The sequence below is a fragment of the Silvimonas iriomotensis genome, assembly GCF_014645535.1.
Classification (GTDB): domain Bacteria; phylum Pseudomonadota; class Gammaproteobacteria; order Burkholderiales; family Chitinibacteraceae; genus Silvimonas; species Silvimonas iriomotensis.
The window spans coordinates 42,356-63,336 of sequence record NZ_BMLX01000008.1 but is presented as its reverse complement, the minus strand read 5'-3'; the positions used below and the strand labels follow the sequence as shown (position 1 = coordinate 63,336).

Here is a 20,981-nt window from a genome sequence, read left to right as displayed (position 1 = left end):
TGCCACAAACCCCGGCACCCCCAACGCTACCGCTTCACCCGCGCATGCAATTCCCCGATGGCATACCGGTGCGCCATTTTCTCCAGGCTCAACGGTTTGATCCGCTCGGCCTGACCCGCTGCGCCAAAGGCCTCAAAGCGGGCGATGCAGACATTGCGCATGGCATCGACCGATTGCTTGAGGTACTTGCGCGGGTCGATCTCTGACGGATTCTGGCCAAAGGCGCGGCGGATGGCGCCGGTGGCGGCCAGGCGCAGGTCGGTATCAATATTGACCTTGCGCACGCCATGGCGGATGCCTTCGACAATCTCGTCCACCGGCACGCCCCAGGTTTCGGGGATTTCACCGCCGTATTCGTTGATCAGCTTGAGCCATTCCTGCGGCACGGATGAACTGCCGTGCATCACCAGATGGGTATTGGGCAGGCGCGCGTGGATTTGCCGGATCCGGGCGATGGCTAGGGTGTCGCCGGTCGGCGGGTGCGAGAACTTGTAGGCGCCGTGGCTGGTGCCAATGGCAATGGCCAGCGCGTCGACCTCGGTGGCTTCGACAAAGGCGGCGGCTTCTTCCGGGTCGGTCAGCATCTGCTGGTGATCAAGCTTGCCGACCGCGCCGATGCCGTCTTCCTCGCCGGCCATGCCGGTTTCCAGGCTGCCCAGCACGCCCAGTTCACCTTCTACCGAGACGCCGCAGGTATGGGCAAACGCCACCACATTGCGCGTAATGCCGACGTTGTAGTCGTAACCGGTGGGCGTTTTGCCGTCTTCACCCAGCGAGCCATCCATCATGACTGAGGAAAACCCCAGCTGGATGGCGCGCAGGCACACGCCGGTGCTGGTGCCATGGTCCTGATGCATGACCAGGGGCAAGTGTGGAAATTCTTCCAGCGCAGCCAGCATCAGGTGCCGTAGAAACGGCGCGCCGGCATACGCGCGGGCGCCGGCAGAGGCTTGCACGATCACCGGGCTGCCGGTGCGGTCGGCGGCCTCCATGATGGCGCGCATCTGCTCCATGTTGTTGACATTGAACGCGGGCAGGCCGTAACCGTGCTCGGCGGCGTGATCCAGTAACTGGCGTAGCGAAACCAGGGCCATGTGTCCTCCGCCTCAGGGGGCCGGTGCGGCGGGTGCGTCCAGATGATATTGCACCAGTCGCTCCACTTCGTTACGGGAGCCAAGAATCACCGCCACGCGCTGATGCAGCGCTTGCGGCTGCACTTGCATGATGGGTTCGCGCCCGGTGCTGGCCGCGCCGCCCGCTTGTTCGACAATGAACGACATCGGGTTGGCTTCGTACATCAGGCGCAGCTTGCCCGGGCGCGTCGGGTCGCGGTTGTCTTTGGGGTACAGGAACACGCCACCACGGATCAGGATGCGGTGGATTTCTGCCACCATCGACGCCACCCAGCGCATGTTGAACGCCTCGCCACGCGGGCCGTTCACGCCGGCCAGACATTCGTCGATGTAACGGATGACGGGCGCTTCCCACATGCGCGCGTTAGAGGCATTGATGGCAAATTCGCGCGTATCCGGGCTGATGGTCAGGTGCGGATGAGTCAGGATGAATTCGCCGGTTTCTTCATCCAGCGTAAAGCCGTTGACGCCGTGCCCGGTGGTGACCACCAGCATGGTGGCCGGGCCGTATAGCGCATACCCGGCGGCGACTTGCATCACCCCGGGCTGCAAGAAGTCACTGTCCTCTACCTCGCCCTCACCGGCCGGGCGCGCCAGGATCGAGAAAATACTGCCGACCGAGACATTCACATCCAGGTTGGACGAGCCATCAAGCGGATCAAACACCAACAGATAGCGGCCTTGCCGGTATTGCGTGGGAATGCGGTAGATATCCGCCATTTCTTCCGACGCCATGGCCGCCACCTGGCCGCCCCATTCGGTCCAGCGGATCATCAACTCGTTGGCGATCAGATCAAGCTTTTGCTGGTTCTCGCCCTGGATATTGTCCGTGCCGGTATAGCCCAGCGTGTCAGACAAAGGACCCCGAGCGACGGCTGCGCTGATGACCTTGCAGGCCGTCGCGACCTGGCCGAGCAACACGCCCAGATCGGTTTGCGGCGACTCGGCAAACTCGCCGGTGTTGAACTCGGAAAAACTGGTGCCCATATGCGCTTTGCCAGGCGGGGTGCCGGCGGCGGGGCCGGTCTGGGCGGGGGCTTGTTCGGCCAGTACGGTACGGTGTGCCATGCGTTTACTCCGTTGCCTGATCGCCGCGCGCACCGTGTGCTGCGCCCGAGGTCGCCGTCGCTGCGCCAGGGCGCAGGGCGGCGGTGTAAATCTGCATCAGCGCATCGCTTTGCAGCGACGCACTGCCCACCAGCGCGCCATCCACATCCGGCAGCGCAAACAACTGCGTGGCGTTATCCGCGTTGACGCTGCCGCCATACAGCACGGTCATGTTGTTGCCCACCACCGGGTCACGCGTGGCAAAGCGGCTGCGGATATAGCGATGGGCCGCTTCCACGGTGTCGGGCCGCGCCGCCACACCGGTGCCGATTGCCCAGACAGGCTCGTAGGCAATGATCAGCCGGTGCCATTCCGGCAATGCCAGCAGTGTGCCCAGCTGGTGTTGCAAAACGACTTCGGTCTGCCCGGTCTGGTGATGCACCCAGCTTTCACCCACACAGACAATCGGCGTGATGCCCGCTTCAAGGCAGGCCTGCGCTTTGGCCGCAATCAGGTGGTCGGTTTCATGATAGTGCCGCCGCCGTTCAGAGTGGCCGACAATGGCGTAACGGCAGCCCAGATCTGCCAGCATGCCGGCGGACCACTCACCCGTCAGCGCGCCGCTGTGGGCATCTGCGACATTTTGCGCGCAGCATTGCACATCGGTATTGGCGGCCAGCCGGGCGACCTCGCCCAGATACGGCGCGGGCGGGCACAGCACCAGCGCGGCGTCGGGCTGGGCCACGCTGGCCATGGCCGGCACCATCTCGCGGCAGAGTGCCAGGCTGCCGTGCATTTTCCAGTTGCCCACCACCATGCGTTCACGCGTTGGCACGCGGCCCGTTCCGGGCGCGGCACTCAAGGCGGGTTCGGCGCGGGCAAAGAGGCTCATGGCGCGGGCTCCTGCACGGCGCGCAACAAGGCCGCCGGCGGGTTTGTCCGGGCCTGACAGGACAACAGCCAGCGTTCCAGCGCGGCCTCGTCAGCGGGCTTGATATGCAGCCGGAGCTTGCTGCGCCGCCAGAGGATGTCCTCCGCCGTGCGCGCCCATTCCACCTCGATCAGATAACGAGCTTCACGCTCATACAGGCCCGGCACAATGCACTCGCCCAGATCGGGTATGGCGCGGGCGTCTTTGAGCAAAACATGAATGCGCGTGCCATAGGCGCGGGCATAGCGTTGCAGCAACGGCGCCGGCAGCCACGGGTATTGCCGGGCCAGCCGGCCGGCAAACGCCGGGAAATCGGCCTTGGGGATATCGCCACCCGGCAGCGGGGCGCTGGCGGTCCAGGTCGGGCGGTGGTTGCCCAGACGCGGGCCGATCAGGTCGATCACCTGTTCCGAGAGCTTGCGATAGGTGGTGATCTTGCCGCCGAAGATCGACACCAGCGGCGGGCCTTTGTCATCCAGCTCCAGCGTGTAGTCACGCGTCACGGCAGAGGCGTTGGTGGCCTGATCCTTGACCAGTGGCCGCACGCCCGACATGGTCGCCACCACGTCTGCCGGGGTGATTTCCCGGGCGAAATAGCGATTGACCATGCGGCACAGGTACTCGGTCTCGGCCGCGTCGATCTTCACCTGGCCCGGATCGCCGCGAAAATCCACATCGGTGGTGCCGATCAGCGTGTAGTCATCCTCAAACGGAATGGCAAAGATGATGCGGTTATCCGGGTTCTGGAAAAGATACGCATACGGATGATCAAACAAGCGCGGCACAATAATGTGGCTGCCCTTGACCAGCCGCACGGAATGGCGCGGCGTCACCTCCAGCACATCGCCCAGCAGGCGGTTGACCCACGGTCCGGCCGCGTTGATCACCCCACGGGCAAACACCAGCTGGTGCTGGCCATCCGGCGTGCGCAAAGTCACCCGCCAGGAGCCGTTTTCCCGCGCGGCCGCAACCACGGCGGTACGGGTCAGGATGGTGGCGCCCCGTTCTGCGGCATCCAGCGCATTGAGCACCACCAGGCGCGCATCCTGCACCCAGCCATCTGAATACACAAAACCGCGCTGGAAACCGGCCCGCAACGGCGCACCGCAGATGTGGCTGGTCAGGTCGATGGCCTCCGCACTTTGCAAGACCTGGCGGCGGGCCAGATGATCGTACAAAAACAGCCCGATGCGGATCATCCACACCGGGCGCAGTTCTGGCGCATGCGGCATGACAAACCGCAGTGGCGAAATGATGTGGGGGGCAGAGCGCAGCAGCACTTCACGTTCTTGCAGGGCCTTGCGCACCAGCCCGAACTGGTGATGCTCCAGATACCGCAGGCCGCCGTGAATCAGTTTGGTGCTGGCTGAAGAGGTATGTGCGGCAAGATCGTCCTGCTCGCACAAGAGCACGGACATGCCACGCCCGGCGGCGTCGCGCGCAATGCCGGCGCCGTTGATGCCGCCGCCAATAACCAGCAAGTCATAAATCAGCTTGTCCAAGGTTGCACCTTGTTGCGGGTTCATGAGACCTGGGCGACTGGCGTGTCAGATGCCTTGCCGGTGGTGCTGTGTGCGATCTGGCCAGCCGCTCACGTTCTTTGTTCTATGAGTTCAGGCTAGGCATAAAAGCTGCCGTGAACAATATTTGATGGTGCGAGTGGTGGCGGGGGTGTGGGGTGGGTGCAACGGGTTGAATTCACAGGGCTTTGGTTTGCGTTGTTGGTTTGTTGAAGCTGGGTGTTGTGGCTGTCGTTGTGGGGTTTGGCTGCGTGCTACGGGCTCGTCATTCCGGCCTTGAGCCGGAATCCAGCTGCGATGGGTGCCAGGGCTGCTGAATCCTGGATCTTTTGTTAGCGCCTGACGGCGCGGTGGTTTTGATACCGGCGGTGGCCGGAGCACGTTACTTTCTTTGCTTCGCCAAAGAAAGTAACCAAAGAAAGGCGACCCCGGCGACTGCGCCCGCTACGCGGGTTCCCTGTGCTTCTCGCAAGTCGCGGCTGGCTCGCGAGTTCGGCCTGCGGCCTACCGCTTCGCCTTGATCGCCGCGCCTTGCTGCGATGCTCGGCGCAGTCAAGGGGAGGGCAAGTCAAAAGCAACTTCAAAAGCAACTTCAAAAGCAGCCCCAACTCCGCAAACCACTTGTTCGCAAGAATGATGTGTTTGTTTTACCACTTCGTCATTCCGGCCTTGAGCCGGAATCCAGCTGCGATACGTGCCAGGGCTGCTGAACCCTGGATCTTTTGTTAGCGCCTGACGGCGCGGTGGTTTTGATACCGGCGGTGGCCGGAGCACGTTACTTTCTTTTGCTTCGCCAAAAGAAAGTAATCAAAGAAAAGGCGACCCCGGCGACGGCGCCCCTTCGGGGTTCCCTGTGCTTCTCGCAAGTCGCGGCTGGCTCGCGAGTTCGGCCTGCGGCCTAACGCTTCGCCTTTGTCGCCGCGCCTTGCTGCGATGCTCGGCGCAGTCAAGGGGAGGGCAAGTCAAAAGCAACCCCAACCCCGCAAATCGTCTGCTCGCAAGAATGATGTGTTTGCTTTACCACTTCGTCGGCCCCTTGGCGGGATGTCAGCTGCAATTCCCGCAAGCAGCCCGCCTGCCAGCGGTTGCGTATTCAGTCATTCGCCCAGGCAATGCTCGCCCGCACTGCCCGTTGCCAGCCGGCTACGCGGCGGGCTACGTCGTCGCTGGCCAGTTGTGGCGTAAACCGGTGTTCCAGTTGCCACTGGCCTTCTACGTCGCTCAGGTCATGCCAGTAGCCGACGGCCAGACCGGCCAGGTAGGCGGCGCCGAGGGCGGTGGTTTCGGTAATGCGCGGGCGGACGACGTCGATGCCCAGGATGTCGGCCTGGAATTGCAGCAACAGGTTGTTCACCGTGGCGCCGCCGTCGACCCGCAGTTCGGGCATGGGGACACCGGCGTCGGCTTCCATGGCGCGTACGACGTCCATGGTTTGCCAGGCAATGCTTTCCAGGGCGGCGCGGGCGATGTGGCCGGCGCTGGTGCCCAGGGTGGCGCCGAACAGGGCGCCGCGGGCGTCCTGGTTCCAGTGGGGGGCGCCCAGCCCGGCAAAGGCAGGGACCAGGTACAGGCCGTCGGTATCGGGCACGCTCCGGGCCAGGCTGTCGATTTCGGACGAGCTGCGGATCAGGCGCAGGCCGTCGCGCAGCCATTTCACCACGGCGCCGCCGGTGAAAATGCTGCCTTCCAGCGCGTATTGCACCTTGCCTTTGACTTGCCAGGCGACGGTGCTCAAGAGGTTGTTGCGTGAGGCAATGGGCGCATCGCCCGTGTTCATCATCAGAAAACAGCCGGTGCCGTAGGTGTTTTTGACCATGCCCGGTTGCGTGCATTGCTGGCCAAACAGGGCCGATTGCTGGTCACCGGCAATACCGGCCACCGGGATGGCGCCGCCAAACAGGTTGTCGGCGGTATGGCCGTAGATTTCGCTGGATGAACCCACGCGTGGCAGCAGGCTGGCGGGGATTTCAAACAGCCGCAGTAGGTCTTCGTCCCAGCGCAGCGTGTTGATATTGAACAGCATGGTGCGCGATGCGTTGGACACGTCGGTGACATGCACGGCGCCCTGGGTGAAGTGCCAGACCAGCCAGCTATCCACGGTGCCAAAGGCCAGCTTGCCGGCCTGGGCTTTTTCTCGTGCGCCGGGGATGTTTTGCAGAATCCAGCGGATTTTGCTGGCAGAAAAATACGCGTCGATCGGCAGGCCGGTTTTCTCGCGGATCAGCGCTTCATGGCCGGCGTGCTTGAGTTCATCGCAAAAGGGCGCGGTGCGGCGGTCTTGCCAGACAATGGCGTTGCAGACGGGCTGGCCGGTTTCGCGGTCCCACACCACGGTGGTTTCGCGCTGGTTGGTAATGCCGATGGCGGCGATGTCTTTGCCGCTCAGCCCGGCAGAGGCGACGGCCTCGGTAGCGACGCCGGCTTGCGTGCCCCAGATCTCGCGCGGATCGTGTTCTACCCAGCCCGGTTGCGGGTAGATCTGGCGGAATTCCTTTTGCGCCAGCGACACGATATTGCCGGCGCGATCAAACACGATCGCGCGTGAGCTGGTGGTGCCTTGATCCAGCGCGAGGATGTACCGGGATGACATGTTGTTCTCCTGTTGCACGCGCCGTCAGCGGGGGCGGCGCGCGGGTCTGGAGCACTATAGAGGTTTGCGGGCGGGTTCGGCCAGCAGATGGCCGCGCTAGCGGCGGAATCCTTTCTTTGCTGCCGGTTGCCGCCGGCCCGCCGGCTTGTGGCCTTTGCGCGCGCCGTGGCCGTGCCGGTGCTTCGTGTTCTGCGCTTGCAGCATCTGGTCGATCTTTTCCGACGTCGATTGCATCAGCGACTGGGCCATGTCTTCATGCGGGAAGGTGTCCGGCATGCGGTAACCCAGCCAGGCGTAGGCGGCGTAGAGCTTGCAGGTGTCTTCCAGGTACTGCAGTTCGTTGCGGCCCATCATGCCTTCCATGCGCAACAGCGGCGCGGGCTTTTTCTGGCTGCGCAGGCCGGCCCAGTCTTTCAGGGCGCGCTCCAGCATGGGAATCCGGGTGGATACCGGGCACAGGCTGAAGGTGTAGCGGTCTTCCAGTGACAGCGGCAACACATCTAGCCATTTGGCTTTTTCCATCTGGTCCGTCAGGTTGGCGGGCAGGAAGAATTCATCGTGCACGTTGATGTGGCGGGTGAAGAGCTCCAGCAAGGTAAACAGCTTGAGCTGGCCGCTGGCGGCGGAAATCTGCTGCAGGTAGTCCAGATTGGGTGCGACAAAGAACCCGGTGGCCGGCAGCGGTTCAATCTTCTGGCGCAGCAAGGTGGCGATGATCTTGTGGGTCGATGCATCCAGCCCGGCCACAAAACCGGTTTCATGTGCGCCAAAACGGCCGGCGCGGCCGGCAATCTGTTTGGCCAGGGCGGCGCTGATGGTGCCTTCAGAGACGCCATCAAATTTGTTGGACGTGGTGAAAATCACCCGCCGCGCCGGGGTGTTCAGGCCCATGCCGATGGCGTCGGTGCCCACCACAATCTTGGTTTCGCCCTCAACAAAGCGCTCGGCCTGGGCCGCGCGTACCTCCGGCGAGAGGTTGCCGTAAATGGCCGAGACCGGGAAACCCTGTTCAATCACCTGATCGCGCCAGCTCAGCACATCGCGGCGCGAGAACGCAATCAGCACGTCACCGGCCTGCAGGTTGCGCAAGGAGCCCAGCGGCTGGCGTTCCATTTCCAGCGGCGATTTGCGTTCCAGCTTGCGCACTTCCAGCGTGCCGCCCACGCGTTCTACCAGCGCTTCGATCGCCTGTTCAGCTTCCAGCGCGCCCAAGAGGTACACCGTCATGGCCGGTACGCCACAGACGGCGGCGGTCCAGGCCGCGCCGCGGTCGGCGTCTTCCAGCAGCTGGATTTCATCAATCACCGCGACATCCACCGCGCGGTTGGGGTTGAGCATTTCCACGGTACTGGCGACGTGCGTGGCATCCGGATGCAGCTTGCGCTGCTCGCCGGTGACCAGGCTGACCGCGACGCCGGCATCGAGCATGCGGTTGTAGTTTTCCAGCGCCAGCAAGCGCAGCGGCGCCAGATACACGCCGCTGTGGGCGCGGATCAGATGCTCCATGGCGGCGTGGGTTTTGCCCGAGTTGGTCGGGCCCAGGATCGCAATGAAATGGCGCGGCATTTTCTGCGCCAGCGTGAACGACTCCGGATACAGCGAGAGGTTGACCGCGTCGTGGGTTTTGCTGGCCTCATGCGCTTGCGTGCGGTTGTCGCGCAGGGCCTCGATCCGCTCCAGCGCCACCTTGCAACGCAGCCGGGCCAGTTCATGCCGGGCCTGAAACGCGTTGAAAGCGCTGCCGGGGTCGAGTTCGTGCTCGGTGGCAATGCGGGCAATCTTCAGCGCGCATTGCCGCAGTTCGCTTTCCAGTTCGGCGCGGCTGGCGGCGTTCCAGCGCTCTTGCAGCAGCGAGAGGCGGCCATCGGCGTCCAGCTTGCGCCATTTGGCCACCTTGCCCAGAAACCCGGCGTCGGGCACCAGGTGATACGGCACCACGCGCTTGTTGATGATGATCTCGCCATGCACGGATACCGCGTAGCTGCCCTCCACCGTAATCAGGCTGGCCTGGCTGGCGCTCAGGTAGTCATCCAGGGCGGAGGTGTCGTCGGTATCAAGCAGGGTATCGGTCATGGGCAAAAGAGAAAAAGAGTACGAACGTGATTGTAAAGCCTGGCTGCTGCGCTGCGGTAACCATCACCGTGAACGGGCGATATGTGCGTTGCAGCCGCTGCGGTACGTGGCCATGCAGCGGGCGGGCTGGCCACGCAGTTTCAGAAGTGTCTGATGTTTATGTCATTGATGAATATAGAAAATCCGGCCTCTATCAATATATCGCAGAGATTTCGGGAGCGGCCATGAGTAACTACTGCTTTCAATGTTTGAACCAGGCCGGCAGCACGGTGCTGGACTGTGACCAGACCCGCACCCTGACCCCGGTCGGCCAGGGTCGCTGGGTGATTACCGGCAACTGCCAAAGCGGGGTTGAGGTACGGCGGGAAGAAGTCATGGGCGAGGACGCGGCCGTCATCGGTTACGCCATTGGCTGAGGCGGACCGCTGCCAGCGGGTTAATGATGGACCAGCCAGTTGATGCGGTCGGCCGAGCACAGATAGTGCACGCACACCGCCGCCGCCAGTAACAGTGCCAGCAACAGGGCGCCGGTCAGTGCCAGGGCGATCACTGCGGCGGCAAAGACGGCCAGCTCCAGCATCAAGCGGATGGCGCCGGGCACCGGCACCGGGGCGCTGCCATGGCGGCTGCGGTCACCGGGCACCGCAAACATGCCCCAGATGGTGGCCACCAGCGCAGGAGTCAGCACGCAAAAAGCCAGTTGCGCCGCGCCGGAATGCGTCTGCCAGCCCCACCAGGCCAGCCCGGCCAATGCGGCAAGTTCCAGCAAAAAACGCACAAACAGGTTGATCGGGTGATAGCCCATCGCTCCCTCACGGCCGCTGGCCTCGGCAATGCATGCTCCTATCATAGTGGCTCGGCCGGCGCGCCAGGGCAAACCGGCCTTGCGCTCTGGCTTGTGGCAGAGGCCGCCTCTACCTGACGGGGTAAAAACCGGATGAGGTGATTGCGGCCGGTGGTCGCAGCGGTTATACATTTTGCATAAAACCCGCCAGGATCAAGTATCACCGTGAAACGCGACCATCTGCCCGGATTGCTCAGTGCCCTTGGGGGCTATGTCGACACTGCGGGTTTTCTGGCCCTGCAAGGTCTGTTTACCGCGCATGTCACCGGCAACTTTGTGACCCTGGGCGCGGCGCTGGCATTTGGCTCGTCCGGCGTGATCACCAAGTTGCTGGCCTTGCCGGTGTTCTGCCTGGTGGTGGCGCTGGTGCGGCTGGCATCCACCGCGCTCAACACCCGGCCAGACGGCGGCGTGACCGTGCTGCTGCTGACCCAGACGCTGTTGCTGGCGCTGGGTGGCGCATTTGCCCTCGCGCTGGGGCCGTTCACCAACGGCGATCACTGGAGTGCCATGCTGACCGGCCTGACGCTGGTGGCGGCCATGGCGATCCAGAACGGCGTGCATCGCATTCACTTGCCCAGTGCGCCCCCCACCACACTGATGACCGGCAGTACCACCCAGATCGTGATTGATGCGGTCGATTTATGGCGCGGTCTGCCAGAGGATCTGGCCAACCAGGCGCGCACCCGGCTCAGGAAAATGGGCACGGCCGTGGTGGCCTTTGCGCTGGGCTGCGCGGCGGCGGCGCTGCTGTTTTACGGTTGGGGGCGCATCTGCCTGTTGCTGCCGCCGTTGCTCTCTCTGGCCGCGACGCGGCTGGCGCGTCTGCCGGCGGATGGCGCGCGATGAATTGTTTGTGACAAGCCTCACAGTGCCGTCAACGCCGACGGCGCGGCTGGCGTTCTGGCAGTCAGGGACACTTGCCGGCGGGGCCGGCCTACCTATCAGCGGGGCGCCATCATGCGGTCGGTTGTTGCAGGGCTTACTGTCTGGGGTTTATCGGTGCTGCTGTACGCCGCCAGCGATGGTTCGGGTCTGGTGCAGGCATGCAGTGCCGACTATCAATCATTTTGCCAGGACGTCAAACCGGGTGGCGGCCGCGTGGTGGCCTGCCTGCGCAAGCATCTGGCAGAGCTGACCAACAGCTGCCGCGACACCCTGCGCGATATCGGCCCGGCCGGTGGCGATGCGCCAGCCGTCAGCACCCTGATCCCCGCTGCGCCTGGTTCCACCCTGCGTGATGTGAGCTACGGGGCCGATCCCGCCCAGAAGATCGATGTCTATATCCCGGATCACCCGGACCACGCCGCGATTGTATTTATGGCCCATGGCGGCGGCTGGGAGTTCGGCGACAAGGCCGCGCGGACGGTGGTGGAGCCCAAGGCAGCGTACTGGCGGGCCCGGCAGGTGATTTTTGTCTCGGCCAACTACCGCATGCTGCCGCAAGCTGCGCCGCTGGATCAGGCGGCTGATCTGGCGCGCGCCGTGGCTTACGTGCAGGCCCACGCGCAAGCCTGGGGCGGCGATCCGGCCCGGGTGGTGCTGATGGGGCATTCGGCCGGCGCGCACCTGGTCTCGCTGATTACGGTTGACCCCGGCATTGTCAGCGCGGCGGGCGTGCAGCCCTGGCTGGGCACGGTGTCGCTTGATAGCGCCGCGCTGGATGTCCCGACCCTGATGCAAGCACGCCATTTGCCCTTGTATGACCGGGCGTTTGGCAAAGACCCGGCGGCCTGGGCGACGGCATCGCCCTATCAGCAACTCAAGACCAGACCGGTGCCCATGCTGTTGATCTGCTCCACCGAGCGGGCAACGTCCTGCGACAGCGCTGAGCACATGGCAGCAAAGATTGCGCAACTGGGCGGCAAGGTCACCGTCAAACCGCTGGCGCGCTCGCATATGCAGATCAATGCCGATGTCGGGGCTGATAACGAAGAAACCACCGCCATCGGTGACTTTCTGCACACGCTGGGCGTGGGCTGAACGCCGTTACACCGGGTAGTCGAGGACCAGGATATCGGCCAGCGTCGGCTTCAGTCTGGCCACAAATGCCTGATGGACCGGATGTGGCAGATAGGCGTCGCGGGCGGCGGCATCGACAAAGGTCATGTTGAAAATGTGGGTCAGCCCTTTGGCGAGCGGCTCCGGGCTTTCATCCAGCCCCCACTCAAACGCGCTGATGCCGTCAATCTTTGTCGCCAGCGAGGCAAATTCCTGCTCCAGCGCAGCGCGTGTATCGGCGGGGATATCATCCTTGAAGCGCAGTAAAACCAGGTGACGCAGGGCCATGGCGTGTTTCCTTGATCAGGCAGGACAAGATCGGCAAATGCCGGGTGTGTCTGTAAAATCGGCCCGCATTGGCACAAATCAACCCACGGGCACCGGTTATGTACAACGTGCTGTTTATCTGCAGCCGCAATCAGTGGCGCAGCCCCACCGCAGAACAGATCTGGCGCAACACGCCGGGCTTGCAGGTGCGCTCTGCCGGCACCAGCGCCAGCGCCCGCCGCCGTGTCAGCGCCGATGACCTGCGCTGGGCTGATCTGGTGTTTGTGATGGAGCACAGCCACAAAGCCCGCCTCAAGGCCGACTTTGCTGCAGAACTGGCCGGCAAGACCGTGCATGTGCTCGATATCCCGGATGAGTATCGCTATATGGACCCTGAACTGGTCGATATCCTGCACAGCGCAGTGACGCCCTGGTTGCCCTGACGCCACCGCAGATAACCGCCCGTAAAAAAAGCCACCGTGATGGTGGCTTTTTTGTTGTGGCATCCCGCAATCTAGCTGCATGCACCCAGATCCTGCCACGGCCCGGACTGGCCGCTCAGGCTGGGGTTGTCGCCCTGCGTCCACCATTTGTTCTGGTAGTTGTGGCCCTGGTAGCTGACGGTCTGGCCCGCATTGGCGTACACCGTGCTGCTGTTCCACGGTGTGGCGCAAACGCCGGCAGACGGAGCCGGTGCGGGCGTGGGTGTGGATGCCTGGGCCGCGGCCGGCGAGGGCGTCGGGGCGGGTGTCGGCGTTGGCGTTGGCGTGGGCGTGGGTGTCGCCACGATGGCGGTAAATGGCTGCTCGGTCGTCCCGCTTGCGCCTTCGATATGGCCGGCAAATTCGCGCGCAAACAGCGTGTCGCCACTCAAGGTGACCAGGTAGTCATACCAGTCCGTATGGGTCGGAAAGCTCTGGCCACTGGTTTTGCCGGCGGGCACGGTGACTGTCCAGACCTGGCCACCTGCGCCACCCACAGGCGCGTTGCGGCGGGTCACGGTGAACGTTGCGGCAATGTTGGCGGTGTTGCTGAACGTCAGCGTGATCGGCGTGCCGGCGGAACCGGTGGTGATGGTGACTTCCGGCTCCGGCTGGTTTTGCCACGCGGTGGCGGCGATATTGCCGGCAAAGCGACGGTAGAAGCGGTTGGGGCCGTAGACGCTGATGTCGTACTTGCCGCCGCCATAGGTATTCACGCTGAAGTAATCGGACGACTGCACGCCGGTGCCCGCCACCTGGTAACGCCACGGGCCGTCAGTACGGTACGCGTTGACGTAGGCCGACATCATCACATCCTGCGGGCCCTGGTTGGTCATGTAGATCCAGTACCGGCCGGCGCTACGGTCGGCGCCGCCCCAGGCATTGAGCTGGTACGGCTGTACGCGGGCCGAACGGGGGCCGGTTTCTTGCGTGGGCGGCGTGGTGGTGGCGATGGGGGTCGCGGCCGGCAGGTTCTTGCACTCGGTGGCGGCATTGGCGGCCAGCGCGGCGGTATCGGGCAAGGTAGGGAAGGCGTAATCGCTGGCGGTGAAGTTGAACGCACTGGTCAGGTCGCCACAAATCTTGCGCCGCCATGCGCTGATATTGGGCTCCTGCACGCCGGTCCATGCTTCCAGAAAGCGCAGGGTGGAAGTATGGTCGAACACCTCGCTGGCCACATAACCGCCCTTGGACCACGGCGAGATAACCAGCGCCGGAATCCGCCCGCCCAGACCAATCGGCACGCCGGAGACAAACTCGTCGGTCGTGCCGGCAGGCGCAACCGGGGCGATGGCATGATCAAAGAAGCCGCCGTTTTCGTCATACACCAGGAAGAACACGGTCTTTTGCCACACCGCCGGGTTGCTCACCAGCGCGGTCAGGTACTGGTTCACATAGTTGGCGCCCGGGTTGGGGCCGTAATCCGGGTGTTCAGACAAAGAGGCCGGGGCGATCACCCATGACACGGCGGGCAACTGGTCGTTGGCGACATCTGCCGCAAACTGGGCCGGCGTGCGGCGCTGCATGCCGTTGATATACAGCGGCGAGGTGGTCCCGGCGTTCTTGAAATTGTTGAACCAGGCCAGCGCGTTATCGTCGAAATTGTCCTGTTCCTGGTAGACGCGCCAGCTGATGCCGGCCGCTTGCAGGCGCTCGGCATAGGTGGTCCAGGTGTAGCCTTTTTCGCTGTTGTCGGTCACCGGGCCGCCGTTCTTGCCTTGCGGATCAATCATGCCCGACATCAGATACAGCCGGTTCGGGTTGGTCGGGCCCATGACCGAGTGAAAGTAATGGTCACAGACCGTGAAGTTGTCGGCCAGCGCGTAATGCCATGGGATATCCTGGCGGTTGAAATACCCCATCGACAAGCCGCCTTTGGCGGCATACCACTTGTCCAGCTTGCCGTTGTCCCAGCCGGTGTGGCCGCTGGACCAATCATGGGCCACATCCGCCGCGCATTCAGCCGCGGTGGTTTTCAGGTTGTGATGAAACGGGCACTGAATGACGCTGCCGTTTTTCTGATAGAACACATTGGCCACACCATTGGCGGCGTTTTGCAGCAGCGGGTGGTTGTCACCAAAACCGGATACGCCGTTGAGCGAGCCAAAATAGTGGTCAAACGAACGGTTTTCCTGCGAGAAAATCACCACATGCGCGATCGAACCCAGGGTCCCGGTAGCGGCCGGGGCGGCCAGCACCCGTTGCAACCCGCCCGGCAACACGGTGCCGGCCAGCGCGGCGGCGGCACCTTTCATGAAGCGGCGGCGATTAAACCCGTCAAATTGCTGATCCATTGTCTCGTCTCCATACTGTTTTTTGAGTGGCCGGCACGCGGCGTGCCGCCACGGTATGGAGACTGATTTGCAGTTTTGTGACTGGAAAACCCCTTGAAAACCGACACATAGCGCCCGTTGCCAATACGGACCACTTGCCCCGGGCAAGCGGACTGACGCCATTTTTTGCTAGACGTATAGATGAATGACAAGCCGCCTGGTCTGGCCGATTGTCGTCGACAGATGGTGGCGCGGGGCGCTGGAAGGCAGCCTCAGGTATGGCGGGTCAGCGCAAACAGAAACGGCAGTGAACCTGCCGTTTCTGGCTAAGGATCGGCGATGAACCCTTAATACACCCAGGGCAGGCTCACGTACTGGCTGCCCACATTGGTCAGCTGTCCTGGATCGGCCAGCAGGTTGATAAAGTGCGGGTTGCCGCTGACCCGGTCGGTATACCAGGCATAGCGGAACACATCGCTGCGGGTTTCCAGTGTCTTGACCATATCGGCCTGCTGCGCCAGTTGCTTGGCTTCGGTATCGATCTGTGTGCCGTCGACGGTGTAGTGGAAGTTGTCGAACTCGGTCACCCAGATTTGCTTGCCGTATTTGTCCAGCCGATCAAGCGCCGCTGCCAGGCCGTAGTCGTACCAGTGAAACGCCAGGAAATCCATTTGCGGGTCGCGGTGATACACCGCGTTGTAATCCGCGATAAAGCTATCGAGCCAGGCGACCGGATCGTTGTAATGCAGCATGTCGCCCATGGTCATGGCTGGCCCGACCAGCTTGACTCCGGTTTGCCGGGCAATGGCTTCAAAGCGCGGCCAGACCACGACCGCCGACCATGGGTTCATGTTGGCCTGTTTGGTCTTGTTGGGCTCATTGAGCACCAGCAGATACTTCACGCTCGGGTTGGCCAGCAACCAGTTGATCACATCCTGATCGACGAAATCGCCGGTCCTGATCATCGGGATGAATTCCATCTGGTACGCCGAGAGGTAATCAGCGGGCACATTGCTGCTGGGTTTAAGCGTCCAGTTGTACCACCAGCTGACCCCGCTGGAGACCACGGTCAGATCAGCCGGGTAGATACCCAGATTGCCGGCAATGCCGCGTTTGGTGCTTTTGCTGGTGCCGGTGGGAACGGGAGTGACGCTGGAGGTGGCTTTGGAGGAGGCGGTGAGACTACTGGACATGCTGGAGGAGGAAGGGGTACTGCTGTTGTCGTCACCGCCGCAGGCATAAAGGCCAGTGGTGACGATCAAAAGTATCAGCCAGCGTAATCGGTGGGGGTCTTCTAACGGTGGGAGACGGTGCATCATGGGTTCTCCTGTAATGCACTGACCCGGCGGGCAGGATGTGACAGAACACAGGGCAGACCAGGGGCCAGTGCAGAGTGGGCTGAGCCTTTCTCAAGGCGCCACAAAAATAGACCAGCCCGCGGGAACACGCGTTCTGCGAGTTCCCGCCGCAGGTCCATTCCTGGTGACAGACGTCAGTGTGGCACCGGGGTGGTGCAGCGCCATGTTTTTGCGCCTGTCAGAGCTACCAGGGCTGGGCCAGGTACTGGCTGCCCAGCGTGGTGAGCACGCCAGTGCCGGCCAGCAAGCTGTCAAAGTGCGGGTCAGGGTTGATACGACCGGTGAACCAGGCGTAGCGGAATACATCGCTGCGGGTTTCGCAGGTTTTGACCATATCGGCCATCTGGGCTTCTTGCTTGGCCAGGGTGTCGATCTGCGCGGCATCGCTGGACGTGTGCCAGTTGGCAAACTCGGTCACCCAGAACGGCTTGCCGTACTTGGTCAGGCGATCAAGCTGGCCAGACAAACCATAGTCATACCAGTGGAACACCAGGTAATCGATCTGCGGATCACGGTTGTTGTTGGCGGCGTGATAGGCGGCATAGAAGGCATCCAGCCAGACCACCGGGTCGCTGTATCCGGGCAACGTGCCCCAGTTCATGGCTGGCCCCACCAGTTTTACGCCGGTGGCGGCAGAGATCGCCTCATAACGTGGCCACAGCGTCGCCGCCTGCGCTGGCGTCATGTCGGCCTGATCGACAAGATTGGGCTCGTTGAGCACCAGCAGATATTTGATGGCCGGGTTGGCTTTCAGATAGGTGATGACATCTGCATCGACAAAATTGTCGTTCCACAGCATGGGGACGAAATCCATGTTCGCCGTGGTCTGCGCATTGGCTGGCAAACCCGTGTTGGGCTTGAGACTCCAGTTGTACCACCAGCTGACCCCCGGCGAGAGCGCGGCCAGATCCTGGCTGTTGGCAACGTCATAAGCAATGCCACGCTTGAAGCTTTTGCTTGCTGCAGCAGGCGTGGGGGTGGGGGTTGCGGTGGTTGATGTGGTCGCAGACGGCGCGCTGACCTGATTGTCGCTACCGCCGCCACCGCCACCGCCGCAGGCCGCCAGCGTCAAACCGGCACACAACACAGCAAGCCGCAAAAAAGACCGGGCCGGACGGTGAGGCAAAAGCATCATGACAAATCCCCGCGCATTCAAGCGTTTGTGCCATTGCTGGCGTTTTTGAAAACGTTTGCAAACTGCGGGGATGCTAAAGGCGCAGCCTGGCCAGTCGCAACCCTCAGCCAACGTGCTGCGGGTCTTGCATGACAGGCGGTCGTTCAGGACTGTGCTGCTACAAAAACATACAAGGCCGTATGCTTAGCGGTAACAGGTAATGGTCACCATGGCATGCTCAAGATTGTTGGCAATGACCGTTTGCTCGACCGCCTGACTGGATTGGGCAATCATGGGCTCAACGCTATAGGCCTTGAGAAAGTGGGCGATTTCTGAACCCTTGATGGCCGGGCTGCTTTGCGCATTGGGCGTCACCTCGATCACGTGCGAGGCCGTCTCCATATTGGTATTGAACGAAACCAGCCCGACGAGATGGCCGGCCTGATCCAGGATCGGCCCGCCTTTGGCACCCGCCAGGATATTCCCGGCGACGCTGAAAATGTGCGGTTCCGTACTGCCACTTTTAATCTGCGCCTTGCCAGTGTTGAGCACCGCCCGCTCGCCCTGCTGCGTCGGGGAAAGGAAGCCGCCCACAAGCACGCTTTCACCCTGGCGGACTTCATCTTCGCGAAACTTGATCATGGAACCACTGCTGCCATAGTCCCTGACCAGCGCCAGATCGCTCTCGCCACTCAGGGCTACCTGCTGCGCCATGCGGACATTGTCGATCATGATCCGGTTGCAATCGTGCACCAGATGCTTGCTGGTCACGATGATGTTTGAGGCCACCCGAAAGCCGCTGCCTGAGGCAGAAGCCGGAGCGCGGGTCTGGATGGTCACGGTGCTGGACTGGAAAGTTCGCCAGGTGCCATAGCGGCTGAAAGTGGTGACGGGGCGCGTAGTCCTTACAGTCGTGCTTTGCGCGCCTTTGCTCTCCGAAACCTGATTGGGCGCGTTTGGATCCACATCCGTAAATGTGACATTGCCATTGGCATCTTTGGTTTTATAAATCTCTGCCTGTGCGGGCGTGGCAAAACAGAGCAGAAAGGCAAGTGCGGATGCGCGCAGGATCATTTTTTTTGTTGGGCAAGTCATGGCTGCGGCATCTTCGCAAGCGGTAAGTTTTGCGTCAATTTTGGCCGGTTGCGGCGTTGTTTTCCATACACGCTGATACATCAATGGTCAGGCCAGACTGATTTGACCGCCGCGACGGGCGTAACTGCCTGTGTCCTCGGGTACGAAGGGTTCTGGTGACCAGGGTTGGCGCCGACTTGTCCCGGCCATCCGCACCGGCCTGCCGAATGTCTCGTTTAACAAACGTCCGGCGGGCCAGGGCTACCCATGCCCGGGTGCAGCAAGTACGCTTGAACGTGTCATGACAACATCGCCCAAGCACTTGAAGCGTTGGGTAAAACCGGCAACGACCGGACGAGGAGGATGGATGGATACACGACATCAGACCGTGGCCACGGTCGTGGTCGACAATGAATGGCGGCGCTGGATTGCCGAGAACCTGCTGCTGGGCAGCAATCCGGATGATCTGTTGCAGGTGATGGTCGCTGGCGGCATTGCGCCGGACATGGCGCTGGCAGAACTCAACGCGGCCCGCCAAAGCCCGTATCTGGCCGGTGCGCAGCGCCTGAAAAACCGGCTGGCCAAGCGTGACTGGGTGCTGGACAACCTGCGCCGGCTGGAGCACCTGCGCGCGGCGGAAATCCCGCGGCGGCACCGCCTGAGCACCCGCGAATTCTTTGACGAGTTCTATACCGCCGGCCGCCCCGTCATCATCACCGGCATGATGGATCACTGGCCTGCCATGAACAAATGGAGCCTTGATTACTTTGCCAGCCGTTGCGGCAATGCCGAGGTTCAGGTCCAGTTTGGCCGCAACAGCAACCAGCATTACGAACTGGACAAAAAGCGCCATGAAAAAACCATGCGCTTTGCCGAGTACGTGAACCTGGTGCGCGCGCAAAGCCCGACCAACGACTTTTACATGACGGCCTACAACGACTCGCGCAATCGCGCGGCGCTGGCCGACCTGTGGAACGACGTACCGCCGCTGCCGGAATACCTGGACCCGTCGTCTGTTGATAGCGGCTTTTTGTGGTTTGGCCCGGCCGGCACCATCACCCCGTTCCACCATGATCTGACCAATAATTTCATGGCGCAGATCATCGGCCGCAAGCGCGTTGTGCTGGTACCGGCAACGGAAATCGCCAGCATGTACAACCACGAGCACTGCTTTACCTATGTCGATGCCCGCAATGTCGACTTCCAGCGCTTTCCTGAAATGCGGCGCGTGCGCCCGCTGGAATGCACGCTTAATCCGGGCGAAATCCTGTTCTTGCCGGTGGGTTGCTGGCATTTTGTGGAAGGGCTTGAGGTCTCGGTCACCATGTCGTTCATCAATTTCCGCTGGCAGAACGACTTCACCAGTTCCTACCCGGCCGAGCGCGCATTCTGATGTGCCGCCCGGCGTGGCTGCGCCCGTGCGGGCGAGAGCTGCCCGGGCGCAAAATCCGCCTCATGATTGATGCAGATCGTCGATACTGATGACAATGGCTTGAATTTTCAGCCGCTCGCCGCCACCGTACCAGCACCTTCCCAGGAGTGACGCTGTCATGGCTGTATCGATGTATCGCCTTTCCATTCCGGTATTCCAGCGTGGCCTGCAAGTGCTGGCCAGCTACGTGGATAAAGCCGAAGCCCATGCCAAAGCCGCCGGCGTGCCGCCCGAAGTGCTGGTCCACGCCCGCATTGCCACCGACATGCTGCCGCTGGCCGGGCAGATACAACGCGCTTCTGACACGTCCAAAAACGCCATTGGCCGTCTGGTGGGCATTGACGTGCCCAGTTTCCCGGATTGCGAGACCACGTTTGGTGAGCTGAAAACCCGGATCCTGAAAACGCAGGCGTTTTTTGCGACGATCACGCCAGAGCAGCTGGATGGCACGCATACCCGTGAAGTGACGCTGGATTTTTCCACCATCAAAACCACGTTTACTGGCGATGAGTATTTGATGACGTTTGTGCTGCCGAATTTCTATTTCCACATTGCGACGGCGCATGCGATTTTGCGTCAGCATGGGCTGGATGTGGGGAAGCTGGATTATCTGGGGCCTTATGGGGAGTGAGGGGAGGTTGTTTGCTGCCCGGCGTTGTCATTTCGCTGGAGGCGAGTGGCTGCAATGGCAGTGAAGTTTTGCTCGCTGGATCACTGTTTCGTCATTCCGGGCCTCGGCGGCCGCCTTGGCCGGAATCCAGTCGGGCCGCCGCAGGTGGGCTTTGTTGGCTAGAGCAACAAAGTCTGCGCTTGCCATGATGTAGGGGGATTCGGAGCGGTAG

18 protein-coding genes are annotated in these 20,981 nt (G+C 62.2%); 6 read left to right on the top strand and 12 right to left on the bottom strand.

Features of this window, described 5'->3' with window-relative positions; genetic code table 11:
• Nucleotides 1–26 precede the first annotated feature (26 nt).
• The 6 genes from fba to IEX57_RS19345 all read right to left on the bottom strand — a co-directional run bounded on the left by fba (nt 27) and on the right by IEX57_RS19345 (nt 9,294).
• Nucleotides 27–1,094, bottom strand: coding sequence for a class II fructose-bisphosphate aldolase (fba, locus tag IEX57_RS19370; RefSeq protein WP_188706675.1), 1,068 nt, complete (start codon nt 1,092–1,094; stop codon nt 27–29).
• Nucleotides 1,095–1,106: 12 nt separating this feature from the next.
• Complete coding sequence (locus IEX57_RS19365; protein WP_188706895.1) at nt 1,107–2,120, bottom strand: class 1 fructose-bisphosphatase; 1,014 nt, start codon at nt 2,118–2,120, stop codon at nt 1,107–1,109.
• A gap of 85 nt (nt 2,121–2,205) precedes the next feature.
• The gene (tpiA, locus tag IEX57_RS19360; protein ID WP_188706673.1) at nt 2,206–3,072 is read right to left on the bottom strand and encodes a triose-phosphate isomerase; all 867 of its coding nucleotides are present in this window, start codon (nt 3,070–3,072) and stop codon (nt 2,206–2,208) included.
• Nucleotides 3,069–4,613 (bottom strand): glycerol-3-phosphate dehydrogenase, encoded by a 1,545-nt coding sequence (glpD, locus tag IEX57_RS19355; RefSeq protein WP_229709131.1) that lies wholly within the window; start codon nt 4,611–4,613, stop codon nt 3,069–3,071. The genes tpiA and glpD overlap by 4 nt, the downstream gene beginning before the upstream one ends.
• Nucleotides 4,614–5,724: 1,111 nt before the next feature.
• Complete coding sequence (gene glpK, locus IEX57_RS19350; RefSeq protein WP_188706668.1) at nt 5,725–7,221, bottom strand: glycerol kinase GlpK; 1,497 nt, start codon at nt 7,219–7,221, stop codon at nt 5,725–5,727.
• A 96-nt stretch (nt 7,222–7,317) separates the two neighbouring features.
• Nucleotides 7,318–9,294 carry a helicase-related protein gene (locus tag IEX57_RS19345; RefSeq protein ID WP_188706666.1) on the bottom strand — a complete coding sequence of 659 codons (1,977 nt, stop codon included), beginning with the start codon at nt 9,292–9,294 and terminating at the stop codon, nt 7,318–7,320.
• 224 nt (nt 9,295–9,518) lie between these two features.
• Between IEX57_RS19345 and IEX57_RS19340 the strand changes: the two genes are divergently transcribed.
• Nucleotides 9,519–9,710, top strand: a complete 192-nt coding sequence (locus IEX57_RS19340; RefSeq protein WP_188706664.1) for a hypothetical protein — start codon at nt 9,519–9,521, stop codon at nt 9,708–9,710.
• 20 nt (nt 9,711–9,730) lie between these two features.
• Here the strand turns inward: IEX57_RS19340 and IEX57_RS19335 are convergent, their stop codons facing one another.
• Nucleotides 9,731–10,144 (bottom strand): YrdB family protein, encoded by a 414-nt coding sequence (locus tag IEX57_RS19335; protein WP_188706662.1) that lies wholly within the window; start codon nt 10,142–10,144, stop codon nt 9,731–9,733.
• Nucleotides 10,145–10,303: 159 nt separating this feature from the next.
• Here IEX57_RS19335 and IEX57_RS19330 point away from each other — a divergent pair, with 159 nt between their 5' ends.
• Together IEX57_RS19330 and IEX57_RS19325 are read left to right on the top strand one after the other, a co-directional pair.
• Nucleotides 10,304–10,987, top strand: a complete 684-nt coding sequence (locus IEX57_RS19330; RefSeq protein WP_188706659.1) for a YoaK family protein — start codon at nt 10,304–10,306, stop codon at nt 10,985–10,987.
• A gap of 111 nt (nt 10,988–11,098) precedes the next feature.
• Complete coding sequence (locus IEX57_RS19325) at nt 11,099–12,121, top strand: alpha/beta fold hydrolase (protein ID WP_188706657.1); 1,023 nt, start codon at nt 11,099–11,101, stop codon at nt 12,119–12,121.
• A gap of 6 nt (nt 12,122–12,127) precedes the next feature.
• Here the strand turns inward: IEX57_RS19325 and IEX57_RS19320 are convergent, their stop codons facing one another.
• Nucleotides 12,128–12,427, bottom strand: a complete 300-nt coding sequence (locus IEX57_RS19320; RefSeq protein WP_188706655.1) for a Dabb family protein — start codon at nt 12,425–12,427, stop codon at nt 12,128–12,130.
• Nucleotides 12,428–12,525: 98 nt separating this feature from the next.
• On the opposite strand from IEX57_RS19320, the gene IEX57_RS19315 reads away from it, so the two are divergent.
• A complete protein-coding gene (locus tag IEX57_RS19315; protein WP_188706653.1) occupies nt 12,526–12,849 on the top strand; it encodes a low molecular weight protein tyrosine phosphatase family protein in 324 nt (107 codons plus the stop codon).
• Between the two features lie 71 nt (nt 12,850–12,920).
• Here the strand turns inward: IEX57_RS19315 and IEX57_RS19310 are convergent, their stop codons facing one another.
• From IEX57_RS19310 to IEX57_RS19295, 4 genes are all read right to left on the bottom strand, one after another.
• Complete coding sequence (locus IEX57_RS19310) at nt 12,921–15,182, bottom strand: phosphocholine-specific phospholipase C (RefSeq protein WP_188706651.1); 2,262 nt, start codon at nt 15,180–15,182, stop codon at nt 12,921–12,923.
• Nucleotides 15,183–15,508: 326 nt separating this feature from the next.
• The gene (locus IEX57_RS19305; RefSeq protein ID WP_188706649.1) at nt 15,509–16,480 is read right to left on the bottom strand and encodes a glycosyl hydrolase; all 972 of its coding nucleotides are present in this window, start codon (nt 16,478–16,480) and stop codon (nt 15,509–15,511) included.
• A 223-nt stretch (nt 16,481–16,703) separates the two neighbouring features.
• Nucleotides 16,704–17,654, bottom strand: a complete 951-nt coding sequence (locus IEX57_RS19300) for a glycoside hydrolase family protein (RefSeq protein ID WP_229709130.1) — start codon at nt 17,652–17,654, stop codon at nt 16,704–16,706.
• A gap of 183 nt (nt 17,655–17,837) precedes the next feature.
• Nucleotides 17,838–18,707 carry a trypsin-like peptidase domain-containing protein gene (locus IEX57_RS19295; protein ID WP_188706647.1) on the bottom strand — a complete coding sequence of 290 codons (870 nt, stop codon included), beginning with the start codon at nt 18,705–18,707 and terminating at the stop codon, nt 17,838–17,840.
• Nucleotides 18,708–19,074: 367 nt separating this feature from the next.
• On the opposite strand from IEX57_RS19295, the gene IEX57_RS19290 reads away from it, so the two are divergent.
• Entirely contained in the window at nt 19,075–20,100 is a 1,026-nt protein-coding gene (locus IEX57_RS19290; RefSeq protein ID WP_188706645.1) for a cupin-like domain-containing protein, read from the top strand.
• Between the two features lie 157 nt (nt 20,101–20,257).
• Nucleotides 20,258–20,770: a DUF1993 domain-containing protein gene (locus tag IEX57_RS19285; protein ID WP_188706643.1), complete on the top strand. Its 513-nt coding sequence runs from the start codon at nt 20,258–20,260 to the stop codon at nt 20,768–20,770.
• Nucleotides 20,771–20,981 lie beyond the last annotated feature (211 nt).